At 73.7% G+C, this 16,757-nt stretch carries 18 protein-coding genes; 5 read left to right on the plus strand and 13 right to left on the minus strand.

Features of this window, described 5'->3' with window-relative positions; genetic code table 11:
* Positions 1-3: 3 nt before the first annotated feature.
* The 3 genes from ACFY8W_RS28155 to ACFY8W_RS28165 all read right to left on the minus strand — a co-directional run bounded on the left by ACFY8W_RS28155 (position 4) and on the right by ACFY8W_RS28165 (position 2,980).
* Positions 4-1,083, minus strand: a complete 1,080-nt coding sequence (locus tag ACFY8W_RS28155; protein WP_391110845.1) for a MerR family transcriptional regulator — start codon at positions 1,081-1,083, stop codon at positions 4-6.
* 66 nt (positions 1,084-1,149) lie between these two features.
* Positions 1,150-1,587 carry an SRPBCC family protein gene (locus tag ACFY8W_RS28160; protein WP_391110848.1) on the minus strand — a complete coding sequence of 146 codons (438 nt, stop codon included), beginning with the start codon at positions 1,585-1,587 and terminating at the stop codon, positions 1,150-1,152.
* 112 nt (positions 1,588-1,699) lie between these two features.
* Entirely contained in the window at positions 1,700-2,980 is a 1,281-nt protein-coding gene (locus tag ACFY8W_RS28165) for an FAD-dependent oxidoreductase (protein WP_391110851.1), read from the minus strand.
* Between the two features lie 232 nt (positions 2,981-3,212).
* On the opposite strand from ACFY8W_RS28165, the gene ACFY8W_RS28170 reads away from it, so the two are divergent.
* Positions 3,213-3,650: a nuclear transport factor 2 family protein gene (locus ACFY8W_RS28170; protein WP_391110853.1), complete on the plus strand. Its 438-nt coding sequence runs from the start codon at positions 3,213-3,215 to the stop codon at positions 3,648-3,650.
* Positions 3,651-3,713: 63 nt separating this feature from the next.
* Complete coding sequence (lnt, locus tag ACFY8W_RS28175; protein ID WP_391110855.1) at positions 3,714-5,561, plus strand: apolipoprotein N-acyltransferase; 1,848 nt, start codon at positions 3,714-3,716, stop codon at positions 5,559-5,561.
* A 4-nt stretch (positions 5,562-5,565) separates the two neighbouring features.
* On the opposite strand, the gene ACFY8W_RS28180 is transcribed toward lnt, so the two are convergent.
* Together ACFY8W_RS28180 and ACFY8W_RS28185 are read right to left on the minus strand one after the other, a co-directional pair.
* Positions 5,566-6,507 carry a Gfo/Idh/MocA family oxidoreductase gene (locus tag ACFY8W_RS28180; protein WP_391110858.1) on the minus strand — a complete coding sequence of 314 codons (942 nt, stop codon included), beginning with the start codon at positions 6,505-6,507 and terminating at the stop codon, positions 5,566-5,568.
* Positions 6,508-6,595: 88 nt separating this feature from the next.
* Complete coding sequence (locus tag ACFY8W_RS28185) at positions 6,596-7,798, minus strand: FAD-dependent monooxygenase (RefSeq protein ID WP_391110861.1); 1,203 nt, start codon at positions 7,796-7,798, stop codon at positions 6,596-6,598.
* Positions 7,799-7,925: 127 nt separating this feature from the next.
* Here ACFY8W_RS28185 and ACFY8W_RS28190 point away from each other — a divergent pair, with 127 nt between their 5' ends.
* From ACFY8W_RS28190 to ACFY8W_RS28200, 3 genes are all read left to right on the plus strand, one after another.
* Positions 7,926-8,525 carry a TetR/AcrR family transcriptional regulator gene (locus tag ACFY8W_RS28190; protein ID WP_391110865.1) on the plus strand — a complete coding sequence of 200 codons (600 nt, stop codon included), beginning with the start codon at positions 7,926-7,928 and terminating at the stop codon, positions 8,523-8,525.
* 43 nt (positions 8,526-8,568) lie between these two features.
* Positions 8,569-9,105, plus strand: a complete 537-nt coding sequence (locus ACFY8W_RS28195; RefSeq protein ID WP_391110868.1) for a DUF664 domain-containing protein — start codon at positions 8,569-8,571, stop codon at positions 9,103-9,105.
* A 124-nt stretch (positions 9,106-9,229) separates the two neighbouring features.
* Positions 9,230-9,691: a hypothetical protein gene (locus tag ACFY8W_RS28200; RefSeq protein WP_391110871.1), complete on the plus strand. Its 462-nt coding sequence runs from the start codon at positions 9,230-9,232 to the stop codon at positions 9,689-9,691.
* 29 nt (positions 9,692-9,720) lie between these two features.
* On the opposite strand, the gene ACFY8W_RS28205 is transcribed toward ACFY8W_RS28200, so the two are convergent.
* The 8 genes from ACFY8W_RS28205 to ACFY8W_RS28240 form a co-directional block, all read right to left on the minus strand.
* Complete coding sequence (locus tag ACFY8W_RS28205; RefSeq protein WP_391110874.1) at positions 9,721-10,197, minus strand: hypothetical protein; 477 nt, start codon at positions 10,195-10,197, stop codon at positions 9,721-9,723.
* Positions 10,198-10,282: 85 nt separating this feature from the next.
* A complete protein-coding gene (gene ung / locus ACFY8W_RS28210) occupies positions 10,283-10,966 on the minus strand; it encodes a uracil-DNA glycosylase (protein WP_391110878.1) in 684 nt (227 codons plus the stop codon).
* A 93-nt stretch (positions 10,967-11,059) separates the two neighbouring features.
* The gene (locus ACFY8W_RS28215; protein ID WP_391110881.1) at positions 11,060-12,640 is read right to left on the minus strand and encodes an ABC transporter substrate-binding protein; all 1,581 of its coding nucleotides are present in this window, start codon (positions 12,638-12,640) and stop codon (positions 11,060-11,062) included.
* Between the two features lie 148 nt (positions 12,641-12,788).
* On the minus strand, positions 12,789-13,556 hold the full coding sequence (locus ACFY8W_RS28220; RefSeq protein ID WP_391110884.1) for a glucose 1-dehydrogenase: 768 nt from the start codon (positions 13,554-13,556) through the stop codon (positions 12,789-12,791).
* A gap of 25 nt (positions 13,557-13,581) precedes the next feature.
* On the minus strand, positions 13,582-14,343 hold the full coding sequence (fabG, locus tag ACFY8W_RS28225; protein ID WP_391110887.1) for a 3-oxoacyl-ACP reductase FabG: 762 nt from the start codon (positions 14,341-14,343) through the stop codon (positions 13,582-13,584).
* A 207-nt stretch (positions 14,344-14,550) separates the two neighbouring features.
* Positions 14,551-14,934: a DUF3037 domain-containing protein gene (locus tag ACFY8W_RS28230; protein WP_391110890.1), complete on the minus strand. Its 384-nt coding sequence runs from the start codon at positions 14,932-14,934 to the stop codon at positions 14,551-14,553.
* Positions 14,931-15,791, minus strand: coding sequence for a HipA family kinase (locus ACFY8W_RS28235; protein WP_391110893.1), 861 nt, complete (start codon positions 15,789-15,791; stop codon positions 14,931-14,933). The genes ACFY8W_RS28230 and ACFY8W_RS28235 overlap by 4 nt, the downstream gene beginning before the upstream one ends.
* Positions 15,792-15,883: 92 nt before the next feature.
* Positions 15,884-16,720, minus strand: a complete 837-nt coding sequence (locus ACFY8W_RS28240) for an alpha/beta fold hydrolase (RefSeq protein ID WP_391110896.1) — start codon at positions 16,718-16,720, stop codon at positions 15,884-15,886.
* Between the last annotated feature and the right edge of the window lie 37 nt (positions 16,721-16,757).

Consider the following 16,757-nt stretch of genomic DNA (forward strand, 5'->3'; position numbering starts at 1 on the left):
GTGTCAGTACTCCGCGCTCCCGGCCGGTTCCCCGTACAGCCGGGAGATGACGCCGATCGCCTCGCGCAGCCCGGTGGGACGGACCGTGCCGGGAGCCGGGGGCCGGCCGAGCCAGCCGGGGCCCGCGAGCAGGACCAGGGGGACCGTGCGCGCTCCCCGTACCCCGAACGCCGTCCCCGCGACGTGCCGGGCCAGGGCGTGGTCAGCGGTGGACCTCGCCTGGGACCAGAGCGCGACGGCGGCGGGCCCCGACCTTCGCACCGCCGCGTCGAGGGCCTCCGCGGGCACCGCCGCGCCGAACATCCTGGTCGGCAGGCCCCGCTCGGCGAGTCCCGCAGCGAGTGCCTCCAGGGGCAGCGTGTGCTGCTCCCCGGGGACGCACGCGAGCACGACCGGGGCGGCCGGGGAGGCGGTCGCCGGGCCGGTCACGGCGGCCCGGCGCAGCGCGGTGGAGACGTGCCAGGAGAGCAGGTGTTCCACCTCGACGTAACGGTCGCCGGACGACTCCCATTTGCGGCCCACGGCGTGAAGCGTCGGGACCATGATCTCCTGCCACGCGGTGACCAGACCGTGCTCGGCGAGCGCCTCCTGGAGCAGCCCTTCCATGGCGGGGCCGTCGAGCCGAACGGCGGCGCGGGCCAGCCCGCGGGCTTCCTGCCGCACGTCGCCGCCCAGCGGCAGGCCGCTTCCGGGTCCCGCCCGGCGGGTCCTCCCGGGAGGCACGCCCGCGGGGGACGCGGGTCTTTCCGGCGCGGCTCCGGGCCCGGCCGGAGGGGCGTCGCGGGTGGCACCGGGAACGGCCGGAGGGGCGTCGCGGGTGGCACCGGGAAGGGTCGGCCCCGCCGATGGCCGGGCCTGCCGGGCGGCCCTCGCGGCCTCGGCCGGCGGGACGCCCGAGGCCGTGAGACGGCACATCTCGTCGAGCATCGCGACGTCCGCGGGGCTCCACCGCCGGTGGCGTCCGTCCGCGCGTACGGCCGGGCCGATGCCGTACCGCTGGTCCCAGGAACGCACCGTGGTGGGGGAAACGCCCAGCCGCCGTGCGACGGCGCCGGTGGTGATCCCGTGAGCCGGATCCGACATGCCACCCACCTTACGAGGCGATGCGGAAACGATGCGCGCGAGGTGCGGTCCGCTCCGGAGCGGGTGTCACGCGTCCCGTGCCCCGGCGGCGAGCGGCAGGCGCGTGGCCACCGCGTCGCCCAGCCGCTCGAACTCCGCGCGCAGGAAGGGCTCGGCGAGGCGGGCGAAGCCCTTGAACCGCAGTGACGCCCGGTACGTCAGCCGGGTGGCCGTCCCCTCGTCGGCGAAGCGGAGGTCGTCGGTCGCGCTCACCGTCCGGTTCTCGCCGGTGAACACCAGTCGCTCGGGCTCGTGCACGGCGAGCTCGTAGTGGAGCTCGGTCTCACGGCCCCGGAAGCGCGAGGTGTTGCGCCAGCGGGCGCCCGGCCGGACGGGCCCGTCGTCGAGCCGCACGCAGCGGACGGTGCCGGGGTCCCATTCCTCCGTGTGCGAGAAGTCCGCCAGGTAGGCCACGAGCTCGGCCAGGGGCCGGCGTACCACGATGACGCGCTCCACACTGATCACCGTACGGTCCTCCTCCTGCGTTCCACCGGGTTCGCGGTCCGTCCCCGGCTCCTGTGCTTCCGGCCGAGCGGGCCCGGCGGATGCGCCCGCGGTCCCCCGGCCCCCGCCTTCCTCACGACCCGCCGTGGCCCCGGGGTCCGCCGTCCCCGAGGTCGGCGAGCACCTCGCGGGCCGCACGCGCGCCCGAGGCCAGCGCGCCCTGGAGCGATCCGGTGGCCCGGTGGTCTCCGCACACGTACCGGCCGGGCGCGAACCGGGTGCGCCGGGACAGCGGCCCGGCGCCGGGCATCGCAGGCAGGGCGTCGGGCACGGTGACCCGGTGGACGGGCTCCCAGGCGGCCGTGTCCGAGCCGTACACCTCCCCCAGCGCGCGCAGCACCGCCGCCGTCTCCTCCGGGCCCGGGGAACCCAGCACCGAGGTGGACACCAGGGCCCGGCCGTCCGGCGAGAACCGGGGCTGGACGGCGGTGAGGACACAGGTGTTCAGGAACCTGCGCCGGGCGTCGACGTGGAGCACGGGCTCCGTCGACGGCGGTTCGGCCGTCGCGTGGTAGAGGGTGGTGACGGTCCGGCCGTCCGGCACGCGGAGCCCCGGGAGCAGGTCGGCCGCCGCCCGTTGCCCCGTGGCGACGACGACGGCGCGGGCCCGCAGCGCGTCGCCGCTCCCGACGGTGACGCCGTCGGGCGTCACGGCCGTGACGGGGCAGGAGGTCCTCAGTACCCGCGCCGGCAGCCGCGCGGCGAGCTGGGCGGGAACGGCCCCGATCCCGTCGGCCGGCAGGGAGAGGGTGCCGCGGAGCATGCTCCGCCACACCAGGTGGAAGAAGCGGGCCGAGGTCTCCAGCTCGTCCTCCAGGAACACCCCGGAGAGGAAGGGCCGGAAGAACGTCTCCACCAGCTCCGGTGACACGCCTGCGTCGGCCAGCGCCGTCCGCGTGGTGCCGTCGCGGCCCCGCCGCAGCACCGACGCCGGTGCCAGCGCGTCCCGGGCGCTGAGCGCGGCCACCGCCGCCAGATCACGCGTCGACGCGAGCCTCCCGGGAAGCAGGTCGCGGCTCTCCCGGAGCCGGCGGGTCGGGTCCGTGAAACGGCGCGGACCGTCGTCGGTGTGCACGAGGACCCCGGGTGTGAACGGCCGCAGTCGGAGCGCCCTGAGATCCAGCCGTCGCCGTACCTGGGGATAGGAGGTGTTGAAGACCTGGAAGCCCCGGTCGGCGGTGAAGCCCGCCACGTGATCGGTGCGCATCCGCCCGCCGACCGTCCCGTCGGCCTCCAGCAGCCGCACCCGCAGGCCGGCCGCGCACAGGTCGGCCGCGCAGGCGAGCCCCGCGGCCCCGGCTCCGACGACGACCACGTCGTACCGTCCGGAATCCGACCCGTCCCTGGCAGCCATGGCACCCTCCTCGTCGCGCGGGGTCCGGTGGCGTTCGCCTCCGCGCACCGGCGCGCGTGTGCGCCGGTCCGGCCGGACCCGTCTGCCAGTGGCTTCCGGCCGTGGATGCGGTACGGATGCGCCGGCCGGACCGGCAGGGGCGGCCGATGACGGAGCGGGCGCCGCGGCCGATTCCGTGAGCTCCGCCCGCACGGCCCTTGGCGCCGCGCGTCCGCTGCCCGACACTGAACCGATGACGCAGCGCGTGGATCTCGCGACAGTGATGGACCGGCTCGCCATCGACGACCTGGTCACCGGCTACGCCGTGGCCGTGGACGACTCCGACTGGACGGCGTACCGGGCGCTGTTCGCCCCGGACGGGCGCGCCGACTACCGCGGCTCGGGCGGCATCGAGGGCCCCGCCGCCGAGGTCGCCGAGTGGCTCGCCGAGACGATGCGGCTCTTTCCCGTACGCCAGCACCTCATCGTCAACCGCAGGATCCGCATCGAGGACGTCGACGGCTCTCCGGGAGACACCGCGACCGTGCGCGCCGACTACGTGAACCCGATGCGGTTCGAGTCCGGCGAGGACTTCGTGTGCGGCGGCAGGTACGGCTTCGCCGTGCGCCGGGTGGACCGCGAATGGCGGCTCCGTTCGGTGGTCGTCGAGGAGAAGTGGCGCCGGATGTGAGGGCGTCGGCCCGCGAGCGGGCCCGGTCGCGCGCACACTGGAGGCGACACCTGGAGGCAGGGCATGCGGATTCCGTTCGCCCGCCGGCCGGCCGCGGCCGGGACGACGACGGCGCCCGTCAGGGAGGCCGGAGCCGAGAGCGGGGCCGGGGACGAAACCGAGGACGGGACCGAGGCCGGCGGCGGCGCCGGAGCGGGCCGCGGACGCGGCCGCGCCGACGCGGCGGGCGGCGAAGCCGCGGTGCGGGACGGAAGCAGGGGCGGAGGCGGACCGGAGGAGGGGCGGAACCCGCGCGCCCGGCGGCGGGCCCGGGGCGTCGGGCGGTCCGCCGCCGCGTTCGTGCTCGGTGCGCTGCCCGCGCTCGCCTTCCCCGCGCCCGGACTGTGGTGGTGGGCGTTCCTCGCCCTCGTGCCGTGGCTGCTGCTGATCCGCAGCGCCCCGGACCCGCGCCGGGCCGGGTACGACGGCTGGTGCGGCGGCTTCGGTTTCATGCTGGCCGTGCACCACTGGCTGCTGCCGAGCCTGCACGTCTTCCTGCCGGTGATCGCCGCGCTCCTCGGCCTGCTGTGGCTGCCGTGGGCCCGGCTGGTGCGGGCGATGCTGCGGGGCACGCCGTCGCCGCGCCGGGCGGCCGCCGCCCTGTTCGTCGTCCCCTCCGGCTGGCTCCTGATCGAGCTGGTCCGCTCGTGGCAGGGCCTCGGCGGTCCCTGGGGGCTGCTCGGGGCGAGCCAGTGGCAGGTGCCGGCGGGGCTCAGGATCGCCGCGGTCGGCGGCGTGTGGCTGGTGACCCTGCTGGTGGTCGCCGTGAACACGGCCGTCGCGCTCCTCGTGGCCGTACCGCGGCTGCGGCAGGTCGCGGTGGCCGGTCTGGTCGGCTCCGCCCTGGTGGCGGGCCTCGCCTGGTGGGCCGGGGCGCCGCCGCGCGGCGCGGGCTCGGTGCGGGTCGCGGTGGTCCAGCCCGGAGTGGTCGGCCCGCCGGGCGCGCGCTTCGACCGGGGCGAGGAGCTGACGCGTCCGCTCGCCGGGCAGCGGCTCGACCTGGTGGTGTGGGGCGAGAGCAGCGTCGGCGCGGACCTGGTGGCCCGGCCGGACTTCGCGGCCCGGCTGGCCGCGCTCTCGCGGCAGGTGGACGCGCCGCTCCTGGTGAACGTGGACGCCCGCCGGTCCGACCGGCCGGGGATCTTCAAGAGCGCGATCCTGGTGGGTCCGGACGGGCCGACCGGGGAGCGCTACGACAAGATGCGGCTCGTCCCGTTCGGCGAGTACGTCCCGGCCCGTGCCGTGCTCGGCTGGGCCACGTCGGTCGGCAAGGCGGCGGGCGAGGACCGGCGGCGGGGCACGGCCCCGGTCGTGATGACGCTGCCCGGCACGGCCGGCCCCGGGCCGGCGGGGCCGCGGATCGGGCCGGCGGGGCCGCGGATCGGGCCGGCGGGGCTCCGCATCGGGCCGCTGATCTGCTTCGAGACCGCGTTCCCCGACATGAGCCGCCGGCTCGCCCGGGACGGCGCCGACGTGATCGTCGCGCAGTCGTCGACCTCGACCTTCCAGGACAGCTGGGCGCCGGCCCAGCACGCCTCGCTCGGCGCGCTGCGGGCGGCGGAGACGGGGCGGCCGGTGGTGCACGCGACCCTGTCCGGGGTCAGCGCCGCGTACGGGCCGGACGGGCGGCGGATCGGCCCGGCGCTCGGCACCGGCAGCAGCACCGTCGTCGTCTACGAGCTGCCGCTCGCCCGGGGTGGCACGCCGTACGAACGGCTCGGCGACTGGGCGGTGTACGGAGCGGTGGCCGTGGTCGTCGTGGTCGTCCTCATGTGCCTCCCGTGGGGCGGCGGGTCCGGGCGGTTCCGGCGGGACCTGGACGCGGACGGGTCTCCCGGCACGGACCCGGGCCCGGGTCCCGCTGCGCGGTGACGGCTCAGGAGGCCTCGGACCGGTCCCGGGGCGGGTACTGGGACCGGTCCTGGGACAGCACCTCGCGCACCACGTGCTCGCACAGCTCGTGGGTGCGCAGCGCGTCGCGCGCGCTGGGCGTGCGTCCCTGGCGTACGGCGTCGAGGAAGGCGAGCACGGCCTGCTCGATGCCGCGCTGACGGGCCACCGGCACCCAGTCGCCGCGCCGCCGCACGCTCGGCTGGCCCTTGTGGTCGACGATCTCGGCGAGGTTGAGGACCTGGCGCTTGGTGTCCTGGCCCGAGACCTCCAGGATCTCCTCGGTGGAACCGTTCAGCCGGTTCATCATGCCGATGGCGGTGAAGCCGTCGCCGGAGAGCTGGAGCACGACGTGGTGCAGCAGCCCGTCGCGGATCCTGGCGCGCACGTCGGTGTGCTCGACCTCGCCGGGGAGCAGGAAGCGCAGGGTGTCGACGACGTGGATGAAGTCGTCGAGGACGAAGGTGCGCGGGTCCTCGGGCAGTCCGATGCGGTTCTTCTGCATGAGGATCAGTTCGCGCGGGTGGTCGAGGCATTGGGCGTAGCCGGGCGCGAGCCGGCGGTTGAAGCCGACGGCGAGGCCGACGCCGCGCTTCTCGGCGAGCTCCACCAGGGCCTCGGACTCGGCGTACTCGTAGGCGAGCGGCTTGTCGACGTAGGTGGGCACGCCGGCCTCCAGGAGCCGGGTGACGATCTCGGCGTGCACGGAGGTCGGCGCGTGCACGAAGGCGGCGTCGAGGCCGGCGGAGACGAGCGAGTCGAGGTCGTGGTGGCGCCGGTCGGCGGGCACGTGGAGGCTGTCGCCGACCGCGTCGAGGGTGGCGCGCGTGCGGGTCTGGAGGTGGAGTTCGACCCCGGGAAGGGTGGCCAGGACGGGCAGATAGGCCTTCCGCGCGATGTCGCCGAGTCCGATGCAGCCGACCTTCACGGGGTCTCCTTCTTGTTCGTCGCGGTGCGGACGTTCCTGCTGCGGGCGTCCGCGGATCAGGTGTGCGCGGTGCGGGCGTTCGCGCCGGTCAGCTTACGCGGGACGGCTGGGCGGAGGTCGGCGGCCGCCAGTCCGCGATGCCGTCGAAGCCGCGCAGGACCAGGCCGGGTCCGAACCGGGAGACGGCGGCCACGGCGGCGTCGCGCAGGGCGACGGCCGGGCGGGCGGACAGCAGCGCGAGGCGGCCGGTGCGGGCGGCCCTGCGCACCACGGCGGTGGTGCGCGGCAGCCGGTCGGCGGTGTACGCGGCCAGCGCGTCCGGTACGGGCAGGCCGCCGCCCGCAGGGCCGCCGCCGACATGGTGGGCCAGGACGATCGCGTCCTCGATGGCCTGGTTGCCGCCCTGGCCCAGGGTCGGCTGCATGGCGTGGGCGGCGTCGCCGAGGAGGGCCGTGCGGCCGGCGTGGAAGGCGGGCAGCGGGTCGATCAGGTGGTGGACGTCGTGGCGCAGGATGGTGGTCCCGTCGGCGGCGTCGAGGATCGCGGGCACGGGGTGGTGCCAGTCGCCGAACAGCCGCAGGAGTTCGGCCTTCTCGCCGTCCGGCGCGTGGGCGCCGGCCGGGGCCGCGGCCATGGCGTACGCGTAGACCCGGCCGTCCTTGAGCGGCTGGCTGCCCCAGAGGCGCGCCGGACCCCAGGTCTCGTGCGGGGCGAAGGGCCGCTCGGGCGCGGGGATGACGGTGCGCCAGGTGGTGAAGCCGGAGTAGCGCGGGCCGGGATGCGCGGGGAAGAGGGCGGTGCGGACGGCAGAGCGGATGCCGTCGGCGGCGACCAGGAGTTCGGCCTCGAGCTCGCCGTCGGGAGTGGTGACCCGGGCGGGCCGCCGGGTGTCGCCGGGGTCGGCGAGGGCGGCCGGGGCTCCGGTGCGGACGGTGCCTTCGGGCAGGGCGGAGAGGAGCAGGTCGACGAGGGTCGCGCGGTGCAGCAGGACGAGCGGGCCGCCGAAGCGCGCGGCGGCGGCGCGGGCGTCGGTGCGGGCGAGCCACCGGCCGTCCGGGCGCCGCATGCCGCCGTCGCCCTGCCAGGCGGCCAGTTCGCGGATCCGGTCGCCGAGGCCGGTCACGTCGAGGGCGCGCAGGGCGTTGGGGGCGAGGCCGATGCCGGCGCCGACGGGCGCGAGGTCGGCGACGCGTTCGAGGACGGTGACGTCCCAGCCGCGTCCGCGCAGGGCTACGGCGGCGGTGAGACCGCCGATGCCGGCTCCGACGACGACCGCACGGTGCTGTTCCATGACTCCCCCTCGGGGACGACGGGACACGAGAACGACGGCCACCCACCCGAACTACAGATGTAGTGACACCTTCACCGTACTACAGCTGTAGTCGAAGGGGCAGGGCAGGTCGCATAGGTTGGTCCCCATGACCGCAGCACCGGCCCACGACGCCCCGCTCACCCGCGCCGACCGCATCGGCGACGCCGCCCTCGACCTGCTCGTCGAGCGCGGGATGCGCGGGCTCACCCACCGCGCCGTCGACGAGCGGGCCGGCCTCCCCCAGGGCTCCACCTCGAACCACGCCCGCACCCGGCAGGCCCTCCTGGAGACCGCCGTACGGCGGCAGGTCCAGCGGGAGGCGGCCGTCCTCGCCCCGCACGAACTGCCCGCCTCGGACGCCGGGGCCGAGGCGCTGGTCGACGCGCTCGCCCTCGCCCTGCACCGCTATCTGACGGACCACCGTGCGCTGCTCGTCTCCCGCTACGAGCTCGCTCTGGAGGCCACCCGCCGTCCCGAGCTGCGCTCCTTCTTCGACTCCGCGGGAGCCGTCTTCCACGGCCCGCTGATCGCGATGATGCGGGCGGCCGGTTCCGCCTCCCCCGAGCGCCACGCCCTCTCCCTCATCGCCTGGAGCGAGGGCCTGATGTTCTCCTGCGCGGCCGGCTCCTTCCACGCGGCCGTGCCGAGCCGCGCGGAGCTGCGGACCGGCTACGACGAGCTGCTGCGCGGCATGCTGGGCGGGTGACCGGGCGTCAGACCCCTGGTCGCGGCGGCAATCTTCGGTCAGGATGCCGCTCATGACTGCCGACCGCACCGAAACCGCCCTCCGCGTCGAGCCCGGCACCCTCACCGGTGAGCGCGCGGCCCTGGAGCAATGGCTCGACTACCACCGGGCCACGCTGGAGATGAAGTGCGCCGGGCTCGACGAGGCCCAGCTGCGCACGGCTTCCGCCCCGCCCTCGGACCTCAGTCTGCTCGGCCTGGTCCGGCACATGGCCGAGGTCGAGCGCGGCTGGTTCCGCAGGGTCCTCGCGGGCGAGGACGCGCCCTGGATCTACAGCACCGACGAGGACTTCGACCGGGACATCCGCGTCACCGACGAGGACACCTGGGCGGACGCCCACGTCACCTGGCAGGCCGAGATCGCCAGGGCCAGGACCCTCGCCGCGGGGCACGGACTCGACGACCTGGGCGCCGGGAAGCACCGCTCCGGCGAGATGTTCAACCTGCGCTGGATCTACCTCCACATGATCGAGGAGTACGCGCGCCACAACGGTCACGCGGACCTCATCCGCGAGCGCATCGACGGCGCCACGGGCGACTGAACGACCGGCCACCGCTGCCCCGCGCCGGTGGCCGCGGTCAGCCTGCGCGCGATGATCACTCATGCGGGGCATTCCCCGCGAGTAGGGGCGCGCGGGAGGCGGCCCGAGCTGCAGAGTTGCGCGGGTGCATAAAACCCGAACCACAGTGACCCTGCTCGCCGGGGTGGCGATGGCCGCCCTCTCGGGCTGCATGGCGGTCGAACCGCCGCCCTCGGTCCCCGCACCCGCCCCCAGCAGTCCGGCCGCTACCGCCGGCCAGGACGTCGCCCCGCAGATCGTCCAGGGCCCCGCCCGGGAGGCCCTGGAGGCGGCGATGCCCGATCCCGCGACGCCCGAGGCGCGCTCGGCCGTGGAGCGGCGCCGGGCCGAGGACGGGCGGGCCCCCGCCCGGCCCCGCCATGACGAACGGCCCCGCCCCTCCTCCGTACCGAAGCAGCAGAAACCACGGCACCCGGTCGCCGAACCGCCGGGAGTGCCGCGGGTTCCGCGCGACCGGGGCGAGGTGTGCGCCCTGGGCCAGGCGTACGGGGGCTGGAGCCCGGACAGCCCGCAGGCGAAGCTGTGCCGCGGCCACCACGGGCGCTGAGCCGGCACCCCGAACGCCACGGCGGACCCTTACGAGCGCCGCTCCCGGAGCCGTAGCTCGAGCCGCTCGATCGCGGCCCGCACCCCGTTGCCGTACCCGTCGTCGTCCAGGACGACGGAGGCGGCGCGGGCCCGGTCCAGATGGACGCGGGCCGCGTCGAGGCGGTCGAGCTTCACGTAGTCGGCGGCGAGGTTGAGGTGGAGCGACGGGTAGAGGGCGCGCAGCGCCGCCGCCGAGTCGTGCCGGGCGAGCCGGTCCTCGTCGAGGCCCTCGGCGGCGGTCAGCGCCCGCAGGTCCCAGGCGAGCTCCGTGTCCGGGTCGTCCTGGGCGTCGGCCATGTAGTGGGCGAGCGTGCAGCGGTGCAGCGGATCGCCGTCCGGCCCCAGCTGGTCCCAGATCGCGCCGAAGCGGTTCCGGGCCTCCTCACGGTCGCCGCCGTGGAGCAGCATCATCGCCTGCCCGATCCTGGTCATGACGGCGTCGTCCGACACCTGCTGCCCGGTCATCACGGCCTCCACGCGCTCGGTCCCCCTCCGAGCCTGCCGGATCCGGCGCCCCGTGGCCGCACACGGCGCGCCGGATCCGGTGAGGTCAGCCGAGGTTCGGGATGCGCCAGTCGATCGGCGCATGGCCCTGGGCGGCGACGGCCGCGTCGATCTGCGTGAAGGGCCGGGAGCCGAAGAACTTCTTCGCCGACAGCGGCGAGGGGTGGGCGCCCTTCACCACCACGTGCCGCTCCTCGTCGATGAGCGGGAGCTTCTTCTGGGCGTAGTTGCCCCACAGCACGAAGACGGCCGGGTCGGGACGGGAGGCGACGGCCCTGATGACGGCGTCGGTGAACTTCTCCCAGCCCTTGCCCTTGTGCGAGTTGGCCTCGCCGGAGCGGACCGTGAGCACCGCGTTGAGCAGCAGGACGCCCTGCTCGGCCCACGGCATCAGATAGCCGTTGTCCGGGATCGGGTGGCCGAGCTCGGCCTGCATCTCCTTGTAGATGTTGCGCAGCGAGGGCGGCGTCCTGACGCCCGGGCGGACGGAGAAGCACAGGCCGTGGCCCTGGCCCTCGCCGTGGTACGGGTCCTGGCCGAGGATCAGGACCTTCACCTGGTCGAACGGGGTGGCGGCGAGGGCGGCGAAGACCTCCTCGCGCGGCGGGAAGACCGGCCCCTTGGCCCGCTCCTCCTCGACGAACTCGGTGAGCTCCTTGAAGTAGGGCTGCTCCAGCTCCTCGCCGAGAACGCCGCGCCAGGACTCGGGCAGCAGGTCGGTGTCGGTCACGTCAGGATCCTCCGGTGGACGTTCGTTTACTCCGAACGAGAACCTACCGGTGCCCACTGACAACGCCGCCCGCCGCCCGGGTCCCGTGGGGTGCTACCAGCTGGTGCGGCGGCTCAGCTCCCACATCTGCATGACGGTCTGCGGGTCGAGGGCCCGCTCGCCGCCGGCGATGTCCTCGCTCGCCGCGATGTACAGCTTGCCCTGCCACAGCGGCAGCAGCCGGACGTCCTGCACCATGATCTCCTGGGCCTGCGTGAACTCGTCCGTGACGGCCGCGCGGTCGCTCTCGCGCCGGGACTTCGGCAGCAGCTCCTCCGTGATCTCGGGGCTGACGTAGGGCGTACCGAGGACGTTCTTCTTGCCCACGAAGGGGGCGATGAAGTTGTCCGGGTCCGGGAAGTCGGGGAACCAGCCGCGGCCGAAGACCGGGTACTCGCCCTTCTGGTAGCCCGCCTGGAACTCCTTCCACGGCTTGCCGTGGAGGGTGACCTCGAACAGCTCGGAGGCCTCCAGCTGGCGCTTGAGCTCGGCGAACTCGGGCCCGGTGGAGGAACCGTAGCGGTCGGTGGTGTACCAGAAGTCCAGCTTCACCGGCTCGGTGATGCCGGCCGAGCGCAGGATGCTCTTGGCCTTGGCGGCGTCGGGCGAGCCGAAGCGGTCGAAGAACTTGGTGGTGTGGCCGGCGATGCCCTTGGGAACCATCGAGTACAGCGGCTCGGCGGTGCCCTGGTAGACCTTGTTGACCAGTTCGTCGCGGTTGACGAGCTGGGCGATGGCCTTGCGGACGGCGGGCTTCGCGACCGAGGAGTCCTTGGTGTTGAAGACCAGGTAGCGGATGTCCGCGCCGGTGGACTCGACGAGCTGGAGGCCCTGGTTCTCCGGCTTGTCGGCCTGGAGGTCGACGACCTCTTCCGCGGTCAGACCGCGGTAGGTCGCGTCGATCTCCTTCTTCTTCAGGGCGGCGACCATCGGCTCGGACTCCTTGAAGTACCGGATGGTCACGCCGCCGTTCTTGCGGTCGGCGAAGCCCTTGTAGCTCTGGTTGCGGCTGAGCTCGGCCTTCTCGCCCTCGGTGTACGAGTCGAGGACGTACGGGCCGGAGCCGACCAGCTTGCCGTCCTCGCGGAGCTTGTCCGCCGGGTACTCGGCCGGGTCGACGAGCGACATGGCCGGGGTGGCGAGGACGAACGGGAAGGTGGCGTCGGGCTGGTTGAGCCGGAAGACCACCGTCTGGGGGTCGACCACGTCGATCTTGTCGAGCGAGCCCAGCATGCCGTTGGGGCCGCCCTCGACGTCGATCGTGCGGATCCGCTCGATCGAGTGCTTGACGGCCTCGGCGTCCAGCTTGTGACCGTTGGAGAAGGTCAGACCGTCGTGGATGCGGCACTCGTAGACCCGGCTCGAGGAGCCCTGCTTGAAGGCGCAGTCCGCGGCGTCCGGCTTGGGGATGGTGCTGCCGGTGGGAAACGCGACAAGGGTCTGGAAGACATTCCGGAAGAGTTCCCAGGAATTGTCCCAGGCGGCCGCCGGATCGAGGGTCGTGGGAGAACTCGTCGTCCCCACGACGATTCTCTGGTCAGCTGCGGATTCACTGTCCGAAAACACACTGCATCCGGACAGGAGGGATATGGACGCAAGGGCTGCAGCGGCCTGCAGACTGGTCCGGTTGAACACGTGCACGCTCCTCGTTCAGCCTGGGGTCGGCCGACCATACCGCAGCGCCCCGCCAGGTCAATGCGCTGCCCTGGCGGGGCACTCGAGGCATTTCTCGTATAACCGGGTCCAAACCGGTCAAGAATTCAGCAGGGTGTCCGGATACCGGTCACCCGACACCGGCGTTCAGGAAAATGCCGCCGTCGACGACCAGCGTCTGACCGGTGATCCAGTCCGACTGGGAGGACGTGAGGAAGGCGGCGGCACCGCCGACGTCCCGCGGCTCGCCGAGCCGGCCCAGGGGGTACCCGGCGGCCGCCTCGACCTCCCGGCCCTCGTAGAGCGCGGCGGCGAATTTCGTCTTCACCACGGCCGGTGCGATCGCGTTCACCCGGACCATGGGCGCGAATTCGTGCGCCAGCTGGAGAGTGAGATTGATCATGGCCGCCTTGCTGATTCCGTATGCGCCGACGAACGGCGACGCGGCGATTCCGGCGACCGAGGCGATGTTCACGATCGCCCCTCCGTGATCCTTCTGCCACGCACGGTAGGTCTGCTGGGCGAAACCGAGGGCCGAGACCACGTTGGTCTCGAAGACCTTGCGGGCGACGTTCAGGTCCAGGTCGGCGATCGGACCGAAGACCGGGTTGGTGCCCGCGTTGTTGACCAGGAAGTCGACCCGGCCGAAGGCCTCCATGGTGGCCTCGACCGCCGCGGCCTGGTGGGCCTCGTCGTGGGCCTTGCCGGGCACCGCGAGTACCCGGTCGGCGCCGAGCCGCTCCACGGCCTCCTTGAGGGCCTCCTCGCCCCGCCCGGTGATGCAGACCCGGTCGCCGCGGGCCACCAGGGCCTCGGCGATGCCGTAGCCGATGCCCCGGCTCGCGCCGGTGACCAGCGCCACCTTGCCCGAGAGCTCGGGCAGTTCCTTCGCGCTCATGACTGTGCCTCCTCCGCGCCGCGGGTCAGTTGAGCGGGCCGCCGGCCACGTACATGACCTGGCCGGAGACGAAGCCGGCGTCGTCGCCCGTGAAGAAGGCGATGGCGTTGGCGACGTCCTCGGGACGGCCGACGCGCTGGACCGGGATCATGGAGGCGGCGGCGGCCTGGAACTCATCGAAGCCCATGCCGACGCGCTCGGCGGTCTGTGCGGTCATCTCGGTGACGATGAAGCCGGGGGCGACCGCGTTGGCGGTGATGCCGAACTTGCCGAGCTCCTTGGCGAGGGTCTTGGTGAGGCCCTGCAGACCGGCCTTGACGGCCGAGTAGTTGGCCTGGCCGCGGTTGCCGAGCGCCGAGGAGGAGGAGAGCGAGACGATCCGGCCGAAGCCCGCGTCCACCATGTGCTTCTGACAGGCCTTGGCCATCAGGAACGCGCCCTTGAGGTGCACGTTCATCACGATGTCCCAGTCGGACTCGGTCATCTTGAAGAGCAGGTTGTCGCGGAGCACGCCGGCGTTGTTGACGAGGATGGTGGGCGCGCCGAGCTCGGCGGCGACCCGCGCGACGGCGGCCTCCACCTGGGCGCCGTCGGAGACGTCGCAGCCGACGGCGAGCGCCGTGCCGCCCGCGGCGGTGATCTTCTCGACGGTGTCCTTGCAGGCCGCCTCGTCGAGGTCGAGTACGGCCACGGCGCGGCCCTCGGCCGCGAGCCGGATCGCGGTGGCGGCTCCGATGCCCCGCGCCGCACCGGTGACGACGGCTACGCGCTGCTCGGTGGTGGACATGCTTGTTCTCCTCGCCCTTGGAACGTCCCTGTGTACGGTCCCTACCCCGCGGCCCGACCGCTCCCCCGGAGAACCGCCCCAGGAGAGGTGAGCGACCGCTTAGTATCGCCCGTAGGACGAGACGCTAGAAGCCCTGGCACCCGGTGTCAACGGCCCACCGGGTGCACAGGATCACCGCGCGCCGCCCAGCGAGACGCGCGGAACGAGTCAGCGCACGAGGAGGTCGAGCAGGCGTTCCACCTCGGCCTCGGGGTCGGCGGTCAGGCCGGTGTGCACCGGGCCGGGCTGGACCACCGTCGAGCGCGGGGCGATCAGCCAGCGGAAGCGCCGGCCGGCGTCGTCGCGGGCCGCCTGGCCCGCGGCCTCGCCGCCCGCGCAGACTCCCTCGACCGCGTGCAGCGCGGCCCGGACGCCGGTGACGTCGGCGCGCGGGTCGAGCGCGGCCAGCTTGGCCTCGTCCAGGTGGGTGCGGGCGGCCACGAAGGACCGGGCGCGGCAGTAGACGACCACGCCCGCGTTGAAGCACTCGCCGCGCTCGACGCGCGGCACCACGCGCAGCAGCGCGTACTCGAAGACATCGCGGTCGGTCACGTGGTGCCGTCCTTCTCGGTGGCGTGCGGCTCGGCGGCGTGCGGCCGGGGGGCGAGGCGTTCGGCGAGCCAGCCCGGGGGCTGCTGGGGGCGGCGCTCGGTGCGCGGGCCGAGGGTGACGCGCTCGTGGATGGTCGCGGCGCGCGGCAGCAGCGCCTCGACGTAGGCGGTGCGCAGTTCGTCGGTGCTCGTGAAGCCGGGTTCGTCGACCAGCCACTCGTCCGGCACGTCCGCGGCGACCTCCTCCAGGAGCTCCCGGGTGACGAGCGGGGCCAGCTCGGCGGCCGCGGCGGCGACGTCGGGCCCGAAGGGCGCGAGGGCGTGGTCGGAGGCGTCGTACGGCCTGGCGGCGGAGGCCTGGGCGCCGGGCCAGTTGTGGTGCCAGATCATGGTGGCGCCGTGGTCGATGAGCCACAGGTCGCCGTGCCAGACGAGCATGTTCGGGTTGCGCCAGGAGCGGTCGACGTTGTTGATCACCGCGTCGAACCAGACGACGCGTCCGGCCTCCTTCGGGTCGACCTCGTAGGCGAGCGGGTCGAAGCCGAGCGACCCGGGCAGGAAGTCCATGCCGAGGTTGAGCCCGCCGCTCGCCTTGAGGAGCTCCTGCACCTCCTGGTCGGGCTCGGAGAGCCCGATGACGGGATCGAGCTGGATCGCGGCGAGCTCCGGCACCCGCAGCCCGAGCCGCCGGGCCAGCTGTCCGCAGATGACCTCGGCGACGAGGGTCTTGCGCCCCTGCCCGGCGCCGGTGAACTTCATGACGTAGGTGCCGAGGTCGTCGGCCTCGACGATCCCGGGGAGCGAGCCGCCCTCACGCAAGGGGGTGACATAGCGGGTCGCTGTCACTTCGGTAAGCATTTTCCCAGGCTATCGGCCCGGCTGAGCTGCGGAGCACAGGCACTTGACGGGCCTTTCCGCCCGCCGGTCCGGTGGACCGGCGGGCGGGGGCGTCACTTCGCCAGGAAGGCGAGGAGGGCGCTGTTGACCTCCTCGGCGTGGGTCCACAGCAGGCCGTGCGGGGCGCCCTCGATCTCGACGTAGTCGGCCGACGGCAGCGCCTTGTGGAAGGGGCGCGAAGTGCCCTCGGCCGGGAGGATGCGGTCGGCGGTGCCGTGCAGGATCAGGGCGGGCACGTCGACGGCCGGGATGTCGGCGCGGAAGTCGGTGTACCAGGTGGCCGGGGCGGCCGCAGCGGCGAAGAAGCCGCCGCCGGCGGCGGTGTCCCAGCTGTTGCGGACGGCTTCCTCGCTGATGCGGCTGCCCAGGTTCTCGTCGAGGTTGTAGAAGTCGTTGAAGAAGGCCGTGTAGTAGGCGTAGCGGTCGGCCTTGACGGCGGCGACGACGCCGTCGAAGAACTCCTTCGGGGCCACGCCGTCCGGGTTGTCGTCGCTCTTCAGCAGGCAGGGCTCGAGCGAGGCCAGGAAGGCGACCTTGGCGACGCGGGCGGAGCCGTACGCGGACACGTAGCGGGCGACCTCCCCGGTGCCCATGGAGAAGCCGACGAGGACGGCGTCCTTCAGGTCGAGGGTTTCCATCACGGTGTTCAGGTCGGCCGCGAAGGTGTCGTAGTCGTAGCCGGTCGTCGGCTGGGAGGACTGCCCGAACCCGCGGCGGTCGTAGGTGATCACGCGGTAGCCGGCGTCGAGCAGGGCGGCGCTCTGGCGCTCCCAGGAGTGGCCGTCGAGCGGGAAGCCGTGGATGAGGACGACCGGCTGCCCGGTGCCGTGGTCCTCGTAGTAGAGGTCGATGGCGGTGGTGTTCTCCTGGCCCACGGTGATGTACGGCACGGGTCGACTCCTTGGTGCTGAGGGATGCGAAGCAACT

It is taken from the genome of Streptomyces sp. NPDC012637 (assembly GCF_042954805.1).
Classification (GTDB): Bacteria; Actinomycetota; Actinomycetes; order Streptomycetales; family Streptomycetaceae; genus Streptomyces.

Excerpts from the sequence above, each read along its gene's own strand:
- ACFY8W_RS28165 (WP_391110851.1), bottom strand. The coding sequence starts at position 2,980 with ATGGCTGCCAGGGACGGGTCGGATTCCGGACGGTACGACGTGGTCGTC.
- ACFY8W_RS28205 (WP_391110874.1), bottom strand. The coding sequence starts at position 10,197 with ATGACCGGGCAGCAGGTGTCGGACGACGCCGTCATGACCAGGATCGGG.
- fabG (WP_391110887.1), bottom strand. The coding sequence starts at position 14,343 with ATGTCCACCACCGAGCAGCGCGTAGCCGTCGTCACCGGTGCGGCGCGG.
- lnt (WP_391110855.1), top strand. The coding sequence starts at position 3,714 with ATGCGGATTCCGTTCGCCCGCCGGCCGGCCGCGGCCGGGACGACGACG.
- ACFY8W_RS28235 (WP_391110893.1), bottom strand. The coding sequence starts at position 15,791 with ATGCTTACCGAAGTGACAGCGACCCGCTATGTCACCCCCTTGCGTGAG.
- ACFY8W_RS28190 (WP_391110865.1), top strand. The coding sequence starts at position 7,926 with ATGACCGCAGCACCGGCCCACGACGCCCCGCTCACCCGCGCCGACCGC.
- ACFY8W_RS28155 (WP_391110845.1), bottom strand. The coding sequence starts at position 1,083 with ATGTCGGATCCGGCTCACGGGATCACCACCGGCGCCGTCGCACGGCGG.
- ACFY8W_RS28170 (WP_391110853.1), top strand. The coding sequence starts at position 3,213 with ATGACGCAGCGCGTGGATCTCGCGACAGTGATGGACCGGCTCGCCATC.
- ACFY8W_RS28220 (WP_391110884.1), bottom strand. The coding sequence starts at position 13,556 with ATGAGCGCGAAGGAACTGCCCGAGCTCTCGGGCAAGGTGGCGCTGGTC.
- ACFY8W_RS28185 (WP_391110861.1), bottom strand. The coding sequence starts at position 7,798 with ATGGAACAGCACCGTGCGGTCGTCGTCGGAGCCGGCATCGGCGGTCTC.
- ACFY8W_RS28195 (WP_391110868.1), top strand. The coding sequence starts at position 8,569 with ATGCCGCTCATGACTGCCGACCGCACCGAAACCGCCCTCCGCGTCGAG.